The organism is Lysobacter niastensis, from assembly GCF_015453285.1.
GTDB classification, from domain to species: domain Bacteria; phylum Pseudomonadota; class Gammaproteobacteria; order Xanthomonadales; family Xanthomonadaceae; genus Lysobacter_J; species Lysobacter_J niastensis.
On record NZ_JADLZT010000007.1, the window covers coordinates 228,322 to 247,202 of the forward strand.

The 18,881-nt window shown below is 65.5% G+C and carries 16 protein-coding genes; 7 read left to right on the top strand and 9 right to left on the bottom strand.

All coding sequences use genetic code 11. From position 1 onward, the window contains the following. Nucleotides 1-40: 40 nt before the first annotated feature. The gene (locus IU514_RS14080) at nucleotides 41-247 is read left to right on the top strand and encodes a GDCCVxC domain-containing (seleno)protein (protein ID WP_194931761.1); all 207 of its coding nucleotides are present in this window, start codon (nucleotides 41-43) and stop codon (nucleotides 245-247) included. A 447-nt stretch (nucleotides 248-694) separates the two neighbouring features. Here IU514_RS14080 and IU514_RS14085 read toward each other — a convergent pair whose 3' ends face one another. The 9 genes from IU514_RS14085 to ubiE all read right to left on the bottom strand — a co-directional run bounded on the left by IU514_RS14085 (nucleotide 695) and on the right by ubiE (nucleotide 13,182). Then, nucleotides 695-949 (bottom strand): hypothetical protein, encoded by a 255-nt coding sequence (locus IU514_RS14085; protein WP_194931762.1) that lies wholly within the window; start codon nucleotides 947-949, stop codon nucleotides 695-697. Between the two features lie 80 nt (nucleotides 950-1,029). After that, complete coding sequence (locus IU514_RS14090; RefSeq protein WP_194931763.1) at nucleotides 1,030-1,257, bottom strand: hypothetical protein; 228 nt, start codon at nucleotides 1,255-1,257, stop codon at nucleotides 1,030-1,032. Between the two features lie 324 nt (nucleotides 1,258-1,581). After that, nucleotides 1,582-4,650, bottom strand: coding sequence for an RHS repeat domain-containing protein (locus IU514_RS14095; protein ID WP_228760733.1), 3,069 nt, complete (start codon nucleotides 4,648-4,650; stop codon nucleotides 1,582-1,584). A gap of 76 nt (nucleotides 4,651-4,726) precedes the next feature. Further along, nucleotides 4,727-7,522, bottom strand: coding sequence for an RHS repeat protein (locus IU514_RS14100; RefSeq protein ID WP_228760734.1), 2,796 nt, complete (start codon nucleotides 7,520-7,522; stop codon nucleotides 4,727-4,729). Nucleotides 7,523-7,796: 274 nt separating this feature from the next. Further along, the gene (locus IU514_RS14105) at nucleotides 7,797-8,264 is read right to left on the bottom strand and encodes an aminoacyl-tRNA deacylase (protein WP_194931764.1); all 468 of its coding nucleotides are present in this window, start codon (nucleotides 8,262-8,264) and stop codon (nucleotides 7,797-7,799) included. A 210-nt stretch (nucleotides 8,265-8,474) separates the two neighbouring features. Next, a complete protein-coding gene (locus tag IU514_RS14110) occupies nucleotides 8,475-9,212 on the bottom strand; it encodes a hypothetical protein (protein ID WP_194931765.1) in 738 nt (245 codons plus the stop codon). After that, nucleotides 9,209-10,183, bottom strand: coding sequence for an alpha/beta fold hydrolase (locus tag IU514_RS14115; RefSeq protein ID WP_324187845.1), 975 nt, complete (start codon nucleotides 10,181-10,183; stop codon nucleotides 9,209-9,211). Before IU514_RS14115 ends, IU514_RS14110 begins: the two co-directional genes overlap by 4 nt. A gap of 159 nt (nucleotides 10,184-10,342) precedes the next feature. Further along, nucleotides 10,343-12,292, bottom strand: a complete 1,950-nt coding sequence (locus IU514_RS14120; protein WP_194931766.1) for a M1 family metallopeptidase — start codon at nucleotides 12,290-12,292, stop codon at nucleotides 10,343-10,345. 125 nt (nucleotides 12,293-12,417) lie between these two features. After that, nucleotides 12,418-13,182, bottom strand: a complete 765-nt coding sequence (gene ubiE / locus IU514_RS14125; protein ID WP_194931767.1) for a bifunctional demethylmenaquinone methyltransferase/2-methoxy-6-polyprenyl-1,4-benzoquinol methylase UbiE — start codon at nucleotides 13,180-13,182, stop codon at nucleotides 12,418-12,420. Between the two features lie 83 nt (nucleotides 13,183-13,265). Here ubiE and IU514_RS14130 point away from each other — a divergent pair, with 83 nt between their 5' ends. From IU514_RS14130 to IU514_RS14155, 6 genes are all read left to right on the top strand, one after another. After that, on the top strand, nucleotides 13,266-14,906 hold the full coding sequence (locus IU514_RS14130) for an MFS transporter (RefSeq protein ID WP_194931768.1): 1,641 nt from the start codon (nucleotides 13,266-13,268) through the stop codon (nucleotides 14,904-14,906). Beyond that, on the top strand, nucleotides 14,903-16,006 hold the full coding sequence (locus tag IU514_RS14135; RefSeq protein ID WP_194931769.1) for an HlyD family secretion protein: 1,104 nt from the start codon (nucleotides 14,903-14,905) through the stop codon (nucleotides 16,004-16,006). The genes IU514_RS14130 and IU514_RS14135 overlap by 4 nt, the downstream gene beginning before the upstream one ends. 37 nt (nucleotides 16,007-16,043) lie before the next feature. After that, a complete protein-coding gene (locus IU514_RS14140; RefSeq protein ID WP_194931770.1) occupies nucleotides 16,044-16,544 on the top strand; it encodes a GNAT family N-acetyltransferase in 501 nt (166 codons plus the stop codon). A gap of 4 nt (nucleotides 16,545-16,548) precedes the next feature. Beyond that, nucleotides 16,549-17,010 carry a nucleoside deaminase gene (locus IU514_RS14145; protein ID WP_194931771.1) on the top strand — a complete coding sequence of 154 codons (462 nt, stop codon included), beginning with the start codon at nucleotides 16,549-16,551 and terminating at the stop codon, nucleotides 17,008-17,010. Between the two features lie 64 nt (nucleotides 17,011-17,074). Next, complete coding sequence (locus IU514_RS14150) at nucleotides 17,075-17,779, top strand: helix-turn-helix transcriptional regulator (protein ID WP_194931772.1); 705 nt, start codon at nucleotides 17,075-17,077, stop codon at nucleotides 17,777-17,779. Between the two features lie 41 nt (nucleotides 17,780-17,820). Further along, nucleotides 17,821-18,870, top strand: coding sequence for a hypothetical protein (locus tag IU514_RS14155; protein WP_194931773.1), 1,050 nt, complete (start codon nucleotides 17,821-17,823; stop codon nucleotides 18,868-18,870). The last annotated feature ends 11 nt before the right edge of the window (nucleotides 18,871-18,881 follow it).

The window sequence follows — 18,881 nt, forward strand, 5'->3', positions numbered from 1 at the left end:
GGGAGCGGACGCACCGCTCCCTCTCCTCTGGGGAAGCTCGATGAACATCGAACTGCAAAGCACGCTGACGTGTCCGCTCTGCGGCTTCGCCGCGGCCGAAGCCATGCCGACGGAAGCCTGTGTCTTCTTCTACACCTGCCAGGGTTGTGGCGAGACCCTGCAGCCGCTGCCCGGCGATTGCTGTGTGTTCTGCTCATACGGAACAGCAGTGTGTCCGCCGATGCAGCAGGGGCAGTGTTGCGGCTAGGTGCTGTCACACGTTCGAACGCAACGACAAGCCCCGCCATCGGCGGGGCTTGCAAACCTGCAATCGAGTACCGCCACTTCCGGTTTGATCCCAACCCTGATCAAGGCACGCATGCAACTTCGATTCTATTGATGCGCCCTGTTCGAACCGCAAACTTCAGCCAGAACCCATTGCGCGGGCCTTTGCATACGGCGGATTGCGCTTCGCTAATCGCCCTACCGCTCTTACCTTCTTGTGGAAGTGGTTGTGCCTTTCTGATCTTCTCAATCAGCAATGGCGAGAAGGTGCGCCTTGAGATCCGCCATGAACCTGTCGGATTCAAACCCCTGGATCTTCAGACCCAGAACTGCGTCGGACTCGGCTTCAAGCTGCGTGGCTATTGCCGAAGCAAGGTCTCCGCGTGATCGGATCAGCCGAAGCTCGGCCCCGGAGATTACGACCCCCAACTCAAGCAGGTTTTCGCCACTCAAGTACGAAGCCATCGGTTTCGACCACGTGATTCCCCAGGTAGTAGCGAGGACCTGACAGTTCGTCGTCGACATCGCTTCCGTCCATCAAATCCAGACCCATCACCACCTCCTCGACACCTGGGCCGTAATCCGCGGCCTCGAGCTTCGAACTCAGAACCGATTCGATCTCATCGGAAAGCTGAGTCAGCCAGTACACCCCCTCGGACACTCGAACCCCAAACCCGATTTTCATGCATCACCTATGGGTAAAGGGCCAGGTTCACTTCCCTTGCAAAATTCCCCTTTCGGCCGTTGAGCGTCACTCCCGCATGGCTAAATCCCCCAAAAGATATCCAAGACGGCTTTCCAGGCCTGCCTCAAGTTCATCCCACGCTTCTTGAACACAATCTGATAGATCGTCGCAAATACCGCACCGATGAACATCGCAAGAAATACGAGCAACCCAATCCACTTGGGGAGGTATAGACAGGACCAAGCAGCCAGCACGCCAACGGCTAGCAACCCTAGAACAAAGCGAATGCCTTCAATCTTGGCTTTCATGGAGAAAGTGACCCCATCTCAATCATGAACACCCCCGCAGAGAGGTGAACCTGCCCCTTCCGTGACGGATGCAACCCTCGCCTTGCCTTGGATGGTCATGGTCCACTCCTATTACGATCCACACCCGGCCTCCTTTCAGCTCTTCTTTCAACAACAACACCCAAGGCAGAACAGATTGCAAGAAGCAAAATTGCCACAACCGCATACCTCCACCCGCCGGAGGGGAAAAGAAGGGGCTTGATGGCTCCCGCCATGAACGCCCCCACTCCCCAAACAGTCCACCGCAGAGCCCGCGCAAGAGTCATAGCAGAATCCCGGTTCTGGTTACTTTCCATTGTTCTCAACGTCTTCCCGCTTCAGTCGCGCCGAATCAACAGCACCGCGAACCTCGATAATCTTGACTCCGTCCATTTGCTTGCTCTTGTCACCATTCGCAACATCCTGACCTAACCGCTTTAGGACGACTCCAGTTGCAGCCGCACCTGCGGTTTCAGCAACATCTCCTGCTGCCGCTGCAGCACCCGCAACATGCTTCGTCTCTCGAGCCGCGAGCTTCTGAGCTCTGTTTGCAGTGTTTCGCGCCTGTGCCGATACCTTTTTAGCAGCGCTCACAGATCTCTTTATCACTGACACCGCAGATTTCGCTCTAAGTGCAACAGACCCCATTCCAGGCAACACCGTGCCGATTGCCGCGGCGACTGCGACATCGGACCTGTCTATTTCTGACCATGACCGCTTTCCATCAAGCACAACCTGCATACCGATCTCGACCGCTGCCCCAGTTGCCGCGCCGAGGCCAGCTCGGCTAAGAACTGCCGCAGGAACGCACACCGGACAGCGTCCGTCGGGATCCGTGAACGCATATGGGTTGTTGTACGCATAGGCGAATCGATTGAAATGTCGCCAGCCTCCGTCGTAGGCAGTCACGGGATCCACACTTAGGAATCGCCCCACCTGCGGGTCGTAGTACCGCTGCTGCATATACGTCAGCCCGGTCGCCGCATCCATGACGTGGCCGGTGTAGCCGATGCCGTCGATGGCCTTTCCGATTGATGCGCCGTAGGGCTCGTAGTTCGTGCGCTCGATGATGTTGCCGGCTTTGTCGGTCACCGCGACCGGGCTTCCGAGTGCGTCGGTGTGCTGGTAGCGAGCTTCCCAGGCCTCGCCGTATTGGCCGGTGTCCGCACTGGCCACCAGGCTGCCAGCCAGGTAGTAGTGCTCGGTTGAGCCGGGCTTGCGGCTGTCGTGCTGGACCAGCAACTGACCGGACTGACTGTAGTACGACAACACCTGGCTGACGTCGGTACGCTCAATCTGCACGCGCCGGCCGTAGCCGTCGTAGCGGTACGACTCGATGCCCGCTGCATCGCGCAGGCGGTTGCCGTAGTCGAACGCGTAGGTCTGGCCGTTCTTCCTTGCCAGGTTGCCCTGCGCGTCGTAGTCCAGACCGATGACCGTGGCGCCGGCACCGTTCTTGACGTTGATCAGCCGGTTTCGGGCGTCGTACCAGTAGACGTGGTCCTTGACGCCTGCCAGCTTCGCTGAACGCAGGTTGTCGAGGCCGTCGTAGCTGTATTGGTAGACACCGTCGCCGCCGAACATGCTTGAAGATGCGGTGATCACACGATCGAGGCCGTCATATTGCATCGTGCGGTCGTAGATCGCTCCCTGCACGCCGTCGGCGATCGACGCGACGTTGCCGTTCGGATCGAATGCGTAATGCAGGTCGAGCACGTCCGCCGAGCCCATGGCCGACGTGCCGTCCACAAGAGACATCAGGCCATGGCCGTCGCTGCTGCGTGTAGGCAACTGGCGCGCGTTCTGGGTCATCGTGTGAACGAGACCGTTGCCGTAGGTGAATCGACGAATCGCGCCGTTGGGGTAGTAGGCGGCCCCGCTGGCATACGCACCCACCCGCGTCGGCTGTCCCCAGGCGTTGGGTGCGTACTCGACGGTGGTGCCTGAGGGGTAGGTCTGGGCCGCCAGATGGCCGGCGCTGTCGTAACCGTAGCCGATGCTCCACGCGATGCCGCCAGGCCCCTCCAGTGATTCGCCAGTCAGCAGGCGCCGCCGGTTGTAGGTGTAACTGTTGGTCACCGCGATGCCGCTCGCATCCCACGTGACGATCTGCTCGGGCTGGCCGTCCGGGGTGTAGGTCCAGCCCTGGTCGCCGTTGCCGTCCGGGAACGCCAGTGTCGCTAGGCGATTGCGCGCGTCGTAGCCACGCCACACCGCGCGCCCCGAAGCCAAGGCCTGACTGCGGTCACAACTGGCGGCGGACGGCAAGTCCAGGCCGCTGGCAGACCAGGCCGTATTGCCGGCAGCGTCGTAGTCGACAACAGTTGCGCCGACTTCGGGCTCGATGGTCTTGCAGAGCCTATGGTGCTGATCATAGACGTAGCGGCGCGAAAGCGATTGCGCTGGCGGAACAGACAGGACACCAGAGCCATCGAGCGGCCTGTTGTCGGCGCCGCTCGGCGAGATGCCAAGGACGTGGATCTTCTTGTTTGCATGCGCCTGCCGGATCGCAAGGGTGATTGGGATCCGGAAGCGATATGCGGCACCCTGAGCCTGGCAAATGGAAGCGATACCCGTATCGCTGGGCTGGTCGGCGTGATAGGTAGCGATGAGCGTGCCGATGCTGGCGGCGTCACCGGCATACAGCTGCACATCAATGGACGCGCTTCGTCCGGTCGAGCATGCCCATCCCTGTAGCTGGTAGCCCTGGTCCGACTGCAACTGCAGGTCTTCCACTTTGCCGATCAACGTGGGCGCGCCGACCGTGACACCCACTGGCGGCGAACTTGCCTCGATGCCGTTGTTGTCCGTCGCCCGAGCGGTGAGCGTGTAGGCTCCGCTGGCGACACTGCTCCACGTGATCGCGTACGGAGCCGTGGCGTCAGTGCCGACCAGCGTGTCGTTGGCATAGAACGCCACTTGCGCGACGGCGCCATCAGGATCGCTTGTCGTAGCGGACAACCCGATTGTGGCCGGCGCGATGAATGGCGCTCCTGTCGGTACGCCCATCGTCACCGTAGGCGGGAAGCCGCCCGGCACCATTACGCTGATGCTATGAGGCAGCGACTGCAGCGTCCGACCGAGGTTGGTCTTGACGACCGAGTAGAACTGGTAGCTGCCTGCCGGCAGCGCGGTCAGTGTGTGGGTCAACGTACGGGTGTTGCCGTAAGCAATCTGGCCGCCGTTGCGGTACAGGCGGTGCTCGACGACACGCTCGCCGTCGGCGGCAAACTCGGACTCGGAGGTCACGGTAACGGTCGCAGGCTCGGCGTAGGTGGAACCCTCGGCCGGCGCACTGAGCCAGATCTCGTCGGTGGCATGGACAGCGGGGCTGATCAACCCGATCAGCAAAAACAGAGTCATGGACCTGAACATCGGCGGATCCTTCCAGTCGATGGCGACGTCGCCCTGCAGCGTCGCGGTGCACAAACAGCAATGTCGGAATGACCTCTCAGCCCCCGGGGCCAGAGCGGCTCACTTCCAGCGGCTTGAGGTAGCGATCACGCGCGATGGTCGTGGAGGCGCCTTCGGGTGCGTCCTGTCCGATCAGTGCGTCGTAACTGGGTTCGTCGTACACCTGGAATCGCTGCAGGACCGGATGGCCACGCGGGTTGGTGATTCGACGTTCGAAGCCCGGCAGGTACTCGGTCCGCGTCAGCAGTGGCCCGAGTTCTGAATCCTGCTCGACGTGCGTGACCCTGCCCAGTGCGTCGTACCGCGTCCGCACGCCTTGGACCAGGCTGTTGTAGGCGTTCGCAGTGTCCGATGGGTACGACGCGAACGTTTCGCGCCCGTCGGCGTCGTAGCTGCGCGACCGGTATCGCGGTGCGGCTGCGCTGTCGCCAATGTCCCGTTCGATCTCGAACACCGGTCGCCACAACGCGTCGAAGTACTGTTCCTTCCGGTAGCGTCCGGTGATCGTGGTACGCAGCCAGGAGCCCACAGGCAGGTCCCAGGCAGTTGTCGGTATGGACTGGAACGACAGCACTGTTGTGGCGCCCGCGGGCACATCGCCTGCCGGCGGCTTGATGGTCGCCAACCGCCCCATCGCGTCGTAGGTGTAGGCCGTGGTGTAGCCATTCTCGTCGGTAGTCGCAGTGATCCAGCCCAACGAATTGACTTGCGCCGACTCCAGGCGGCCGTCGGCATGGCGGATCTGACGCGGCACGCCGCGATACCAGCCAGTCAGCTCTGTTGTGTGCTCAGCACCATCCTTCACAGTCGCCACGGTGCCATCGGTGTTGTAGCCCAACGTCTGCTGTAGCTTGCCGAAGCGAAACTCGCGAATCGGTAGCACCGACGCCGGCTCGTAATCGGTCTGGGCCATGACCTTGCCCTGTTCGACATCCACCTGCTGGCGCACCTGCCCGATAACCCATTTCGACAGGTCGTCGTAATAGGCGGTGGCGTCTGTCTTGGAATAGCCCAGCGAACTTGCCCTGCGGGTGCTGGTGGCCCGGGCGAAGGCGTCGAAGCCAGTGACGGCCTGATCGAAGGCAACCTCGTCCTGCGTGATCGCCTTTCCCGACTGCGGCCGCAGGTACTCTGAGGTAAATCCATCACCTCGCGGCTGCGGACTGGTACCGATCGGCGTTGCGTACGGGCGACCCGATTGCGCGAGATCGTAGGTGCTGACCTCGGTCTTGAGGATGGCATCTGGGCCATTGCCGGTCTCCACCTTCAGCAACTTGCCTTCGTTGTAGCGATAGCTGTTGCCAAAGGTATGGCGCTCCCACACGCCGTCCGGCCCCGCGAGTACGGTCATCGCCTTGCCAGCGCAGCTGTCCGACGTGCAGACGACCGCACCGCAATTGGATGTTGTGCAGACAGGTCCGGTGCCGGGTGCGAAGGTGGCATCGGATGAGTACGAATAGGTCCATTCGGCCGGAGCGAGCGCAGGCCCTGTGACGCGCTTCTTCACGACGCTCAGAGCGTCATAGTTCAGGGGGTAGTACGCGGTGTCGTCGTTCGGATCGTTGTAAGGACTGGTGTACCCGCTGCACAGCATCGGCACGTTGCTGCGGCCGTGCCGGGTCGGCTCCACGGTGAACTCGCCGGTGGCCCCGGAGGGATGGGTGATGGTGCCGAAAGCGCCTGCCGTGATGACTATTCCGGGATCGCCACAGCTGCGGACCGGATCGCAGATCTGGCCCAGCCCTGCCGGCCTGCAGAACGGCTTCTCGTAGCGGATTTTCGCGTCGGTGAGTGCTGCGAAGGCGATCGTCCAGCGACTCTGATCGGGGAGGATTACAGCCGAGAGACTGCCCTTTCCGATGCTTTGGTATGTGTATTGGTACGTCCAAGTCTGCGCACCGTTGCTGACAGTCGCCACCTGTCCCAGCGCGTTGTAAGTGAGGGACATCGCACGACCATCGCTCGCATCCATCCGCGTTAGGCGCACTGGCGCCGCCGCTGCGTTGGCGTAGGTATAGGTCAGCCAGTTGCCGAATCGGTCCTGGACGCGAGAGACATACAACACCCGCTTCCTGCGAAGAATGACGTCACCGCCACCGGCTCCACTCTTAAGATCCGGTTCCTGGTAGGAGGCCATCCAGTCGAACCAGTACTTCGTTCCATCCTTGCTGATCGCGAGAAAGCCCTCACCCCCACCATTCTTGATCTTGGCCAGGCAGGAGAAGTAGGTGAACTCGCTGGTCATCCAGTAGTACGGCCCGCCTGAGCTTGGAGACGGAGCACCGGAACTCGCCAGCAGCATCTCGCCACCACCAGGCATCGAAGCCTGATTGCCTTGCCAGTAGTCCTCCGGCGGAAACATGCTGGAGCCAATGTGCAGTTGTGGCGGCCTGGCCTGCGCGGGAGTGCTTGCGGTGCACGGCGTACCAAACCCATCGTTTTCCCCGCCAGCGCCAAAAACGCCGCTGATCCTCGGAATATCCAGATCCCAGTCCGCCATCGGCAGATCGTTGACGCGATAGCCCTTGCGGTTGCTGACCGTGTACGTTCGGGTAAGCGCCATCGGCAAGGCCACGCTGTTACCAGAAACCGAGACATCGGTCGTGGAGAACGACAACGCTCCATTCATCAGGTTGACCTGATCCCCGAGCAGGGCCGGTCCAAGCACCGCGATCGACTCGCGATTCTTGATGAGCTTGTCGTACTCCTCCCACGGCTGCTTCGCGTCATCCTGCGACCAGGCCGGTGACGCCGCAATGCCGAGCAGTGCTGCAAGCGCCCAACAGAAAGTTTTCATAACACCTTCCTTTTCGACCTTCCGGTCGAACTCCATGGCTTGTTTTTCTTTCCATAACGGCCTCGATGTGGCCGTGCGCTATATCCGCTCCTGGCAACGCGCAATGTCAAGGCACATTTGCATATGTGATCTGCAGTACGGATTCGACTGATGCAGTTGCGCATGAACACAACCATTTCGCGCGCCCTAATGCTCTCTATCGAAAACGCTCGCACCTATAACTAAAAGCCCCGCCGATGGCGGGGCTTTTCATTGCACGTCATGACACACCGCGCGCCCTGTGCGCACGTTGGTTACTGCAAACGCCGCCTCACATCATGTGCGCAAGCCAGAGCATCTCCGGTGCCGCGAGCCGTTCGAACTCCGAATACGGCATGCGCACGATCTCGGTGTGGTTGCCGGCGTTAAAGGCGACCATCTTCTGGTGCGCTAGACGCGAGTCGACGTATACCGGCATGCCGTAGAGATGACCGAACGGCGGCATCGCGCCGGGTTCGCAGTCGGGGAACTGACCGCGGAACTCCGCTTCCTCGGCAAGCTCCACGGCAGCACCACCCAGGGCGAGCGAGAGGCGATGCAGGTCCGCGCGATAGGCGGCCGGCATCACCACCATGCACAGCCGGCCATCGGCCTTGATCATCACGGTCTTGGCGAAATGCTCGGGCTCGATGTGGGCCACTGACGCGGTGTCGTGCGCGGTGATGGTGCGCGCGTGGTTGAGCGTGGTGTATGGCGCCTGCCCGTTGTCGAGCAGGTTGTGCAAACGTGGCGAGAGCATGTGGTCCTCCGCCCGGCATGGTCGCGGTCCGCTCACGGCCTATGCGCATTGGGGCGAACGGGCGTGCGCGTCCGGCGTCACGCCGCCACGCCGGCGCTCTGATGTCGCGCCGCCGCCTTGCGAGCTTACTCCCCGCGTTGCGGTGCAGCGTGCACGCCGTCTTGATCCGGTGGCACGCCGCGTTCGTAACGCAACGTTAGCGTTCGCCGATCAGTTCCACTTCGGCAGCTTCGATGCGTCGAGTCCGCCGACCTCGTAAACGGCGATGCGGGTGCCCCCCGCCTTCACCGGGAACTCGATCTCGATGCGCTTGGCGCCCTTCACGGTCCGCCACAGCATCTTCTCGTCCTCGATGAACATCGCGATCGCTTCGTCGGTCTTCGGGCGGCTGGCATCGACCGGCTTCGGCGCGGCATCGTCGACCTTGAGCTTCACCTTGCACCCGCCATAGCAGTCGAAGTCGCCCTTCTCCAGCACCAGGTAGCTGCTGCGGCCCCATTCGGGGTGGTCGCGGAAGATCAGCTGCACCGGCCGCGCGCCGCTGCCGTCGACATCGACCGGGTCCTTCGAATAGATCGACGCCGACAACTGCACGCCACCTTTGACCGGCGGATTCAGGTAGGTCCACAGGCCGGCGAGACGGCGCTCCTCGCGTGAGGCGGCGGCCTTGGCCTTGGCATCGTCGATCTGCGTCTGCAGCCGTGCGACCGCATCGCTGGTCGGGTACTTGGCCTTGAGCACTTCGCCGTGCGCGCTGGCCAGTTCCCAGTTCTGCTTGCCGTATTCAGTCTCGAACGCGCGCGCGTATTCGCTCGCGGCCTGTTCGGTCGCGGCGCGCTGCGCCTTGGCGGCGGCTTCCGGATCCTGCGCCGGGCCGCAGGCCGACAGTGCCAGCGCGGCGGCGAGCGACAGCACCAGCGGGCGAAGGGTGCGAAGAGGGGCGTTCATCGTCTGGGTTGTCCTTGTTCGATCAGCGTCGTCACGGCCTGCGCGACCGCATCGGGTTTTTCCATCACCGACATGTGCCCGCAGCCGTCGAGCAGCACTCGGCTCGCCTGCGGGATCTGCCGCGCGTAAAGGTCCAGGGCGCTCGCATCGATCACCGCGTCCTGGCGGCACCACAGCAGCAGCGCCGGCTGGTGAATCTTGGCGGCTTCCTCGCCCGGCAGGAAGCTTTCCGGGCCGCGACCGATGCGATCCAGCACGCCCTGCTCGAAGGCGGCCTCGCCGCGCCGGTGCGAGATGTAGATGTCTGCGCCCGGCCACGGCATGGCCGGGCGCACGCGCGCATCCACGAAGACCGTGCCGAGATAGCGCTCCAGCGTCTGCGCGTCGCTGACGGCGAACGGGTTGTGTCCGGCCAGCACCTGCTCGCCGAAACGGTTGTCGGCGAAGCGCACGCCGGCGGCGTCGATCAGGCCGACACGGGCGACGTCGCGTGGATACCGCGCCGCAGCCAGCGCGGCGATGCCGCCGCCCATCGAGTGGCCGAGCAGCACGACGCCGTGCTGCTTCCCGCCTATTGCGTCGATGAACGCCGCGACGCGTGCGCTCTGCGCGGCGAAACCGTAGTCGGCGCCGGCAATCCGCTGGCTTTCGCCCCAGCCCGGCAGATCGGGCACCAGCAGGCGGTAATGGCCGCGCAGGCGCTGCGCGACCAGGTACCAGTTCTCCTTGCTGCCGGTGAAGCCGTGCAGCATCACCACCGTCGGCGCATTGGCCGGTGCGTCGTCGCTGTAGGCATACACCCAGCGGTGATCGCCGACGACGACACTCTCTTTCGACAGACCGGCGGACACGCGCTGGCGGGCGAACTCGGCACGCACCAGCGAGTACGGGTCGCGCCAGAGCAGGATCGCGGCCGCGGCCAGCGCGATCGCGAGGATGACGATGACGATGCGCAAGCCGCGTCGAAACACACCCGATCCTCTGGCGCGAAGAAGCAAAGGCTTACCCCTCCTGTCCGGCCCGACGGCTTGGCCGTCGGGCGTTCGTCGGGCCGCGAGCCAATGGCTCGCAAACGGCCGTCCTCACTCCCTGCACGCAGGGGAGGGAGCAAAGCGACGACCGCGTGCCGCTTACTTCGCCGGTGCCGCCGCCGTGGCCTTGGCCTTGGCGATCGCTTCCTCGACCGAGGTCGTGGTGATCGGGTGGTAACCCGGGCGAGCCTTGGCGAAGGTGTCCTCGGCCAGCTTCAGGCCTTCGGGCGTCTTAACCAGTTCGTTGTAGGTCGGCATGATCAGCTTGCGGCGGCCGACGCGGGTGATGAACTCGGCTGCGGCCGTGTTCGCCTGCGTGTAGCCGCTGCGCACCGCCAGCGGGTACCAGCGCTGGGCGATCTCGCCGTTGGGCGTGCCGGTGAAGTGGTAGGCGGCATCGAGCGCGGCGAGCTGCTCGGTCTTCAGCGTCTTCGGCATGCCGTCGATGAAGTGCACCCATTCCTGCGTGCTCCACTTCGCGGTCGCTTCCTTCGCCGGCAGAGTGCCGGCGTCGAGGAAGGCCTTGCGCGCGGCATCGACCGCGTCGAAGCGCGGCGACACCGTCTTGGGCGCGCTGTCCGGCACGCCCGGCCCGTAGATCCAGGCGTCCATCTCGGCCTCGGTGACCTTGCCCGGGTTCTTGTCGAGCAGGTTGGCCTTGGCGTACTCGATGAACTTCGTGGTCGGGATCGACTGGAACGCGAAGTGGTTGAAGTATTCCTTCAGGAACGGATCGAACGTCTCGCGGCCGAAACGCTCCTCCAGGAACTGCAGGAACCACGCGCCCTTGGTGTAGTTGGTCGACGCGCTGGAGCCATCAGGATCGGCCAGCGTGCCGGGACGCAGCGCCAGCGCCTGCAGCTTCGGATCGATTTCCTTGTATTCGGCGGCCAGCTCGTTGCGCGAGATGACCTTCTCCATGTCGGCCGCTTCCTTGCCGTACAGGTCCTCGATGATGCGGTTCTCGACGTAGCTGGTGAAACCTTCGTTGAGCCAGCTGTCGTTCGGCGTGTAGAACGTCACCAGGTTGCCGGACCAGCTGTGCGCCAGTTCATGCGCGACCAGCGACACCAGCGACTTGTCGCCGACGATCACGGTCGGCGTGGCGAACGTCAGACGCGGATTCTCCATACCGCCGTACGGGAACGACGGCGGCAGCACCAGGATGTCGTAGCGTTCCCAGCGGTACGGGCCGTACAGGCGCTCGGCCGTCTGCATCATCTTGTCGGTGTCGGCGAACTCGGTGGCCGCCTTCTTCACCATGCCCGGCTCGGCCCACACGCCGGCGCGGCCGCTGATCGGCTGGAACACCAGGTCGCCCGCGGCGATCGCCAGCAGGTACGACGGGATCTTCTGCGGCATCTTGAAGGTGTAATCGCCGTCACGCGCCGCCTTCGGATCGTTGTCGGCGCTCATCAGCACCATCGTGTCCTGCGGCGACGTCACGTGCGCGGTGTAGGTGAAGCGCACGCTCGGCGTGTCCTGCAGCGGCACCCACGAACGCGCGTGGATCTGCTGCGACTGGCTGAACATGAAGGGCGTCTTCTTGCCCTGCGTCATCTCCGGCGTCATCCACTGCAGGCCGGAAGCCTCCGGCGAGGTGTGGTAGGTCACGCGGATGCGCGGATTGCGCGCGGGGGAATCGATGGTGAGCCGACTTCCCAGCTTCTCGTCCTTGGCGGCCAGCGTGTACTTGAGGTCGGCCCACTTGCCGTCGCTGCGTTCGCCGACGACCTTCTCGATGGTGAGGTCGCGCGTGTCGAGGTCGAGCTGGGTGGCCTTGGGATCGGTCCAGTCCAGCGTGTAGGTCGCGCTGCCGGCCAGTTCCTTCTTGTCGAAGTCGACCTTCAGCTCCAGCGCGAGGTCGTTGATGCGGACCTTGCCGGGCTCGGCGTACGAGTACTCGTCGGGCCTTGCGGAGGTCGTCTGGTCGGCGGTGGTCACGGCGGCGGCGCTCTGGTCGGCGGTGGCGGACGGCGTCGCGCCGTCGCGGGAACAACCGGCGGCGAGCGCGGCGGCCAGGCAGAGGGACAGGATCGAATAACGCATGCGTGGGCCCAGTGAGTGCAGGTCAGCGGGCGAGTTTAGCGCCTCGGCCCGGGGCCGAGATGGCGACGCATGTCCATTTCCGCCGTGCGGCGGGGCCGGCCGTGCTGGCCGGCCTGTTCAGGCCATCAGACCTTGTAGCCGGTATGGATCGCGACGATGCCGCCGGACAGGTTGCGGTAGTCGCTGCGGGCGAAACCGGCGGCCTGCATCATCGCCTTCAGCTCGTCCTGCGGGGGGTGCTTGCGGATGCTCTCGGCCAGGTACTGGTAGCTGTCGGCGTCGCCCGCGAACAGCTTGCCGAGCTTGGGCAGCACCTGGAACGAGTGGAAGTCGTAGATCGGCTTGAACCAGTCCGCCTTCACTTCCGAGAACTCCAGCACGCGCGCCTGGCCGCCGACCTTCAGCACGCGGTGCATCTCGCGCAGCGCGGCGTCCTTGTCGGTGACGTTGCGCAGGCCGAAGGCGATCGTGACCAGGTCGAAAGTGCCGTCCGGGAACGGCAGCTTCTCGGCGTTCATCTGCACGTACTCGAAGCCGGCGACCTTGCCCATGTCGGTCATGCGGTCGCGGCCGACGCGCAGCATCTCGCCGTTGATGTCGCCGAGCACGATGCTGCCCGCTTCGCCGACGCGGTCGCGCAGCAGCAGGGCGATGTCGCCGGTGCCGCCGGCCAGGTCGAGCACGCGGTCGCCGCGCTTGACCTGCGCGGTGGCGACGAAATATCGCTTCCACACGCGGTGCACGCCCAGCGACATAAGGTCGTTCATCAGGTCGTACTTGCTGGCGACCGAGGAGAACACCTGGCCGACCAGCTTCTGCTTCTCGCCCGTGGGCACGTCGCGGAAGCCGAAATGGGTGGTGCCGGGCTTGGAGTGGTTGGATTCGCTCATGCCGGGATTATCGCACCAACGTACAAGTCTCCGCCCGATGCGGGGACGAGGCTGATGGCCGGTCCGGCACTGCAGGCCCGCCGATGATCCCGTACGCCTCCCGCGAATGGCTGCCGCACGAACGGCCGCAGTTCCCCGGCTCGCCGTCGACGCCGGACCACCCGGTGCCGCTGCGCTGGGCGTTCGCCGTGGTGGGCGCGCTGGTCGCCATCACCGGCAGCCTCGGCAACGCGATGGTCACCACCAACCTGCTGCAGCTGCAGGGCGCCCTGGGCGTGACCGCTGCCGAAATCGCGTGGCTGCCGGCCGCCTACGTGATGACCAACGTCTCGGCCAACCTGGTGCTGATCAAGTTCCGCCAGCAATTCGGCCTGCGCCTCTTCACCGAGATCAGCCTGGTGGTCTACGCGCTGGTGACGTTCGCGCACCTGTTCGTGCACGGCCTGGGTTCGGCCATCAGCGTGCGCGCCGCGCACGGCATCGTCGGCGCCGCACTGACCACGCTCGGCGTGTTCTACATGATCCAGGCGATACCGGCGCAGCACCGCCTGCGCGCGCTGGCGCTGGGGATCGGCCTGAGCCAGCTCGGCACGCCGCTGGCGCGCGTCATCTCCAGCAGCTTGCTCGAATACGGCGAATGGCGCGGCCTGTACCTGTTCGAACTCGGCCTGGCGCTGCTGTCGCTGGGCGGCGTGCTGTTGCTGAGGCTGCCGCCGGGCGACCGCTACCAGGTGTTCGAGAAGCTGGATGCAGTCACCATCACGCTGCTGTCGGTCGGCATGGCGCTGCTGTGCGCGGTGCTGTCGCTGGGCCGCATTGAGTGGTGGCTGGAGGCGCCGTGGCTCGGCTGGTCGCTGGCAATCTCCATCGTGCTGGTGGTGTCCGGCATCGCGGTCGAGCACTTCCGCGCCAATCCGCTGATCAACACGCGCTGGCTCGGTAGCGGTCTGATGCTGCGTCTGGGCATCGCGATCGTGCTGCTGCGCACGGCACTGTCGGAGCAGAGCGTCGGCGCGGTCGGGTTCCTGCAGGCGATGGGGCTGACCAACGACGAGATGCGCGGGCTCTTCACCGTGGTACTGATGGGCTGCCTGCTCGGCATCGCGGTGAGCGCGATGACGGTGCGTCCGGTGCTGACGCGGTTGCCGGCCCTGATCGCGCTGGGCTGCGTGATGACCGGCGCGTTGATGGATGCGTTCTCCAACAACCTGACCCGGCCCGCGCAGTTGATGTTCAGCCAGTTCCTGATCGGCTTCGGCAGCACGTTCTTCCTCGCGCCGGCACTGATCGCCGGCGTCGGCAGCGTCATCGCCCAGCCACGCAACCTGATCAGCTTCTTCGTGATGTTCAACATCGCCAACAACGTCGGCGGCCTGATCGGCTCGGCGTTCCTCGGCACGTTCCAGGTGATCCGCGAGAAGTACCACTCCAGCCAGCTCGTCGAGCACCTGACGCTGCTTGACCCGCAGGTCGTGGGCCGCATCCAGGCGGCGCTGGGCGGCTACGCCCCGGCGTTGACCGACCCGGCCCTGCGCAATGCCGCCAGCGTGCGTGCCCTGGGAGCAGCCGCTTCACGCGAAGCGAATGTGCTTGCCTATAACGATGTGTACCTCGCCATCGCCGCGATCGCGCTCATGACGATGATCTGGCTGACCTACGTCGCCACGCGCGCCCGCCTGTACGCCAGGCGCGAGCGGCTCGCGGCCGCCGCGAGTGCCGCATGAGCACGCCGACCCCCACCGCTCCGCCTGCCCCGGCGCCGGCCGCGCCGCCGGTGCTGCCGCCGCGTCCGCGCTGGCAGATTGCCGCGTTCGCCGCGGTGGCCGTCATTGGTGCGCTGGTGGTGCTGTACGCCTGGCGGCTGCCGCCGTTCCGCAGCGCCATCCAATCCACCGAGAACGCCTACGTGCGCGGCCAGGTGACGCTGATCAGCCCGCAGGTGAGCGGCTACGTGATGCAGGTGCCGGTGCGGGACTTCCAGCGCGTCCGCAAGGGCCAGCTGCTGGTGCAGATCGACGACCGCATCTACCGCCAGCAGGTCGACCAGGCCCGTGCGCAGTTGCAGGCCGCGCACGCCAGCCTCGACAACTGGACGCAGCAGTTGCGCAGCGCGCAGGCCAACGTCGCCCAGAGCCGCGCCGCCAAGTCCAGCAACGATGCCCTGCACGTGCGCACCGCGGCGACGCTGGGCCGCACCGACCGCCTCGCACGCGATCAGCTGTTGTCGGCTCAGGACCTGGACACGGCGCTCGCCGCCAACGCCCAGGCCGTCGCCGGAGTCAACCAGTCGCGCGCAGCCGTGGATGCGGCCGAACAGAGCGTGCGCAGCGTCAGCGTCAATCACGCCGCGCTGGAAGCGTCGGTCGCCGGCGCCGAGGCGGCGGTGCAGCTCGCGCAGATCAACCTCGACCACACGCGCATTGAAGCGCCGCGCGACGGCCAGCTCGGCCAGATCCTGGTGCGGGAAGGCGCCTACGTCACCAACGGCTCGCAGCTGATGGCGCTGGTGCCGGCCACGTTCTGGGTCATCGCCAACTTCAAGGAGACGCAGATGGAGCGCGTGCGCATCGGCCAACCGGTGCGTTTCACCGTCGACGCGCTCGGCCGGCAGAAACTCAACGGGCATGTGCAGGAGATCTCGCCCGCGGCGGGTTCCGAGTTCGCGTTGCTTCCGGCCGACAACGCCACCGGCAACTTCGTCAAGATCGCGCAGCGCATCCCGGTGAAGGTGTCCATCGATCCGGGCCAGCCCCTGGCGTCGCGGCTGCGTCCGGGCATGTCGGTGGTGGTCGACGTCGACACGTCGGAAGCGAAGGAACGCTGAGCGCCTCGACGATCCCGCGTGCTGGCATCATGGCGGCATGAACCCGGCCGCCTCTCCTTCCGCGGTGCGATGGCTGGCCAGGCCATTCCGCGATCTCGACATCGACACCCTGTACGCGCTGCTGAAGCTGCGCTCGGAGGTCTTCGTCGTCGAACAGAACTGCGTCTACCTCGACCCGGACGGCAAGGACCGGCACCCCGAAGCGGTGCACCTGCTCGGCATCGCGGACGACGGTTCGCTGGCCGGTTACCTGCGCATCCTGCCGGCCGGCCTGAGCTATCCGCAGGTCAGCTTCGGACGCGTGCTGACGGCGCCGGACTGGCGTGGCCGCGGCCTCGGCGCCCCGATGCTGCAGGCAGCGCTGGCGGAAATCGAACGCCGGTGGCCCGGTGCCGACGTGCAGATCGGCGCGCAGTCGCACCTGCAGGAGTTCTATGGCTGCCACGGTTTCGAACCGTCCTCGGAACCCTACGTCGAGGACGGCATTCCCCACATCGACATGCTGCGCCGCGCCGGCGCGAGCAGCCCCCACGGATGACTCCATGACCACGATCGCGACACCCGACTACCGCGCCCTGCTCGCCACCGCGGTCGCCGAAGCCCGCCTGGGCCTGGCCGAGGGCGGCATCCCGATCGGCGCGGCGCTGTACCACCGCGACGGCCGCATGCTCGGCTGCGGCCACAACCGCCGCATCCAGGAGGACGACCCGTCGGTGCACGGCGAGACCGACGCGTTCCGCAAGGCCGGACGCCAGCGCCGCTACCGCGACACGATCATGGTCACGACGCTGGCGCCATGCTGGTACTGCAGCGGCCTGGTGCGGCAGTTCAACATCGGCACCGTGGTGGTCGGCGAATCGGTCAACTTCCGTGGCGGCATCGACTGGCTGCGCGAGAACGGCGTGAACGTGATCGACCTCGAGGACGGCGAGTGCATCGAGATGCTCGGCCGCTACATCGCCGGGCACCCCGAGGTCTGGAACGAGGACATCGGCGAAGACTGAACGGCATCCGGGCGAATGACTTCTGCCCCATGAGCCGGCACCGGCAGGCGCCCACCATCGCCGCATGCAGGACCACGTCGACCACGAAACCCGCCACGCCTCCGGCGATGCGCTGCGCACGCACCGGCACGGACCGGCGTACGCGGCGCTGGTGCTGGAAGGCAGCTACGTCGAGGCCAGCGCCGACGGCCCGGTCGAATGCACGCCGGGCACGCTGGTGCTGCATCCGCGCTACCACGCGCATGGCAACCGCTTCGGCCACCTCGGCGCACGCGTGGTCAACCTGGCCCTGCCCGAGTCCGGCGAACCGGCAACACTGCAGGTGCTGCGCGTGCCCGGCCGATCCGACGCCGAAGCGGTATTCCTGCGCGGCCCGCATGAACTGTTGGCACTGATCGAGGCATCCAGCAGCGAGCAGGTGGTGTTGCTGCATGCGTGGCAGGCCGGGTTCCTGCACGAACTGCAGCACGGCGACGCGCCGATCGAGCAGATTGCTCGCCACGCCGGCGTGTCGTGCGAGCACGCCAGCCGCACGTTCCTGCGCACGCATGGCATGGCGCCGCAGGCCCTGCGCCGCGAACTGCGCAGTCGCCAGGCACTGGCGCTGCTGGCCGGTGGAGCGTCGCTGGCCGACATCGCCGCGCGCAGCGGCTTCGCCGACCAGAGCCACCTGACCCGCACCGTGCGCGCCATGACCGGCCAGCCGCCCGGTCGCTTGCGCCGGCAGATCAACTGCGTTCAAGACGCCGCCACTGCCGCAATGCGCTAATGCCTGCGAAGCCGGTCCCGTGACCGCGCGGATACTCCCCCATGCGCATTGCCCGCCCCGTCCTGCTTTGCCTGTTCCTCGCCTCTTTCGCCGCCTCGGCAGCGCCGCCCGCCCCGGCATCGACGCCTGAGGCCACCACCGCGATCGCCGACTCGACCAGCGCCATCCTGCAGGGCGACAGCGACCGCGCGGTGGCCGCGCTCGAACGCAGTCCCGCCGACGGCTTCATTGGTGCCGACGCCGGCTACCGCGCCTGCATGATCGGCCGCTATCGCCGCACCACGCCGGAACTGGACACGCGGTCCGCCGACGATGCTTTCGTGCGCGACATCTACGCCACCTACCAGGATTACTGGTGGCATGCACTGCAACAGCCCTCGCAACGCGATGCGCTGCAGGCCACGTTGTACGCGACGCTGCGCAAGCGGCTGGGCGATGCCGCAGCGGGGACCACCGACATGGACACGCTGGAACCCGTGCTTCAGCAGGCGCTGCTCGACCGCGGCTACCACTCCCAGCTCGGCATGACGATGCCGCTGCGCGAACTGATGCTGTGGCGCAAGCAGGAAACCCGCTACTACGACGTCGAACTGCCGGAGGGCAGGCACCGCGCACGCGTGGAACTGCTGGACGGTTTCGTCAGCCGTGGCTGGAGCGGCTATGCCCGCTGCGGGCGCGGCTCGAACGGCGGCTGGGCCACCGCCGAAGCGCTGTACGCCATCGTGCCCAGCTACACCGAGGGGCTGGACAGCGAGGCGTTCCGGGTGGTGTTCCTCGGCCACGAAACCCAGCATTTCGCCGACCAGAACGCATTCCCCGGCATCAAACCGTGGGAACTCGAGTACCGCGCGAAGCTGGTCGAGCTGGTGCAGGCGCGCGAGGTCAGCGCGAAGCGGCTGGGCTACATGGTCACCGCACAAAGCGACAACGTCGATTCGCCGCACACCTATGCCAACAAGCGCGTGGTGTCCGACCTCACCGCGCGGCTGGGACGTGCCCCGGATCAGGTGGGTATCGACGAACTGCAACGGGCGGCGCGCGAGTTGTTGGTCGAGGACACGCAGCGGCGGCGGAGCACCGCCAGCCAGTAACCGAGCGTGCG

What these genes read in the sequence shown, in the direction of transcription:
- IU514_RS14080 (WP_194931761.1), top strand. Translation starts at nt 41, where the DNA reads ATGAACATCGAACTGCAAAGCACGCTGACGTGTCCGCTCTGCGGCTTC.
- IU514_RS14085 (WP_194931762.1), bottom strand. Translation starts at nt 949, where the DNA reads ATGAAAATCGGGTTTGGGGTTCGAGTGTCCGAGGGGGTGTACTGGCTG.
- IU514_RS14090 (WP_194931763.1), bottom strand. Translation starts at nt 1,257, where the DNA reads ATGAAAGCCAAGATTGAAGGCATTCGCTTTGTTCTAGGGTTGCTAGCC.
- IU514_RS14095 (WP_228760733.1), bottom strand. Translation starts at nt 4,650, where the DNA reads ATGTTCAGGTCCATGACTCTGTTTTTGCTGATCGGGTTGATCAGCCCC.
- IU514_RS14100 (WP_228760734.1), bottom strand. Translation starts at nt 7,522, where the DNA reads ATGGAGTTCGACCGGAAGGTCGAAAAGGAAGGTGTTATGAAAACTTTC.
- IU514_RS14105 (WP_194931764.1), bottom strand. Translation starts at nt 8,264, where the DNA reads ATGCTCTCGCCACGTTTGCACAACCTGCTCGACAACGGGCAGGCGCCA.
- IU514_RS14110 (WP_194931765.1), bottom strand. Translation starts at nt 9,212, where the DNA reads ATGAACGCCCCTCTTCGCACCCTTCGCCCGCTGGTGCTGTCGCTCGCC.
- IU514_RS14120 (WP_194931766.1), bottom strand. Translation starts at nt 12,292, where the DNA reads ATGCGTTATTCGATCCTGTCCCTCTGCCTGGCCGCCGCGCTCGCCGCC.
- ubiE (WP_194931767.1), bottom strand. Translation starts at nt 13,182, where the DNA reads ATGAGCGAATCCAACCACTCCAAGCCCGGCACCACCCATTTCGGCTTC.
- IU514_RS14130 (WP_194931768.1), top strand. Translation starts at nt 13,266, where the DNA reads ATGATCCCGTACGCCTCCCGCGAATGGCTGCCGCACGAACGGCCGCAG.
- IU514_RS14135 (WP_194931769.1), top strand. Translation starts at nt 14,903, where the DNA reads ATGAGCACGCCGACCCCCACCGCTCCGCCTGCCCCGGCGCCGGCCGCG.
- IU514_RS14140 (WP_194931770.1), top strand. Translation starts at nt 16,044, where the DNA reads ATGAACCCGGCCGCCTCTCCTTCCGCGGTGCGATGGCTGGCCAGGCCA.
- IU514_RS14145 (WP_194931771.1), top strand. Translation starts at nt 16,549, where the DNA reads ATGACCACGATCGCGACACCCGACTACCGCGCCCTGCTCGCCACCGCG.
- IU514_RS14150 (WP_194931772.1), top strand. Translation starts at nt 17,075, where the DNA reads ATGCAGGACCACGTCGACCACGAAACCCGCCACGCCTCCGGCGATGCG.
- IU514_RS14155 (WP_194931773.1), top strand. Translation starts at nt 17,821, where the DNA reads ATGCGCATTGCCCGCCCCGTCCTGCTTTGCCTGTTCCTCGCCTCTTTC.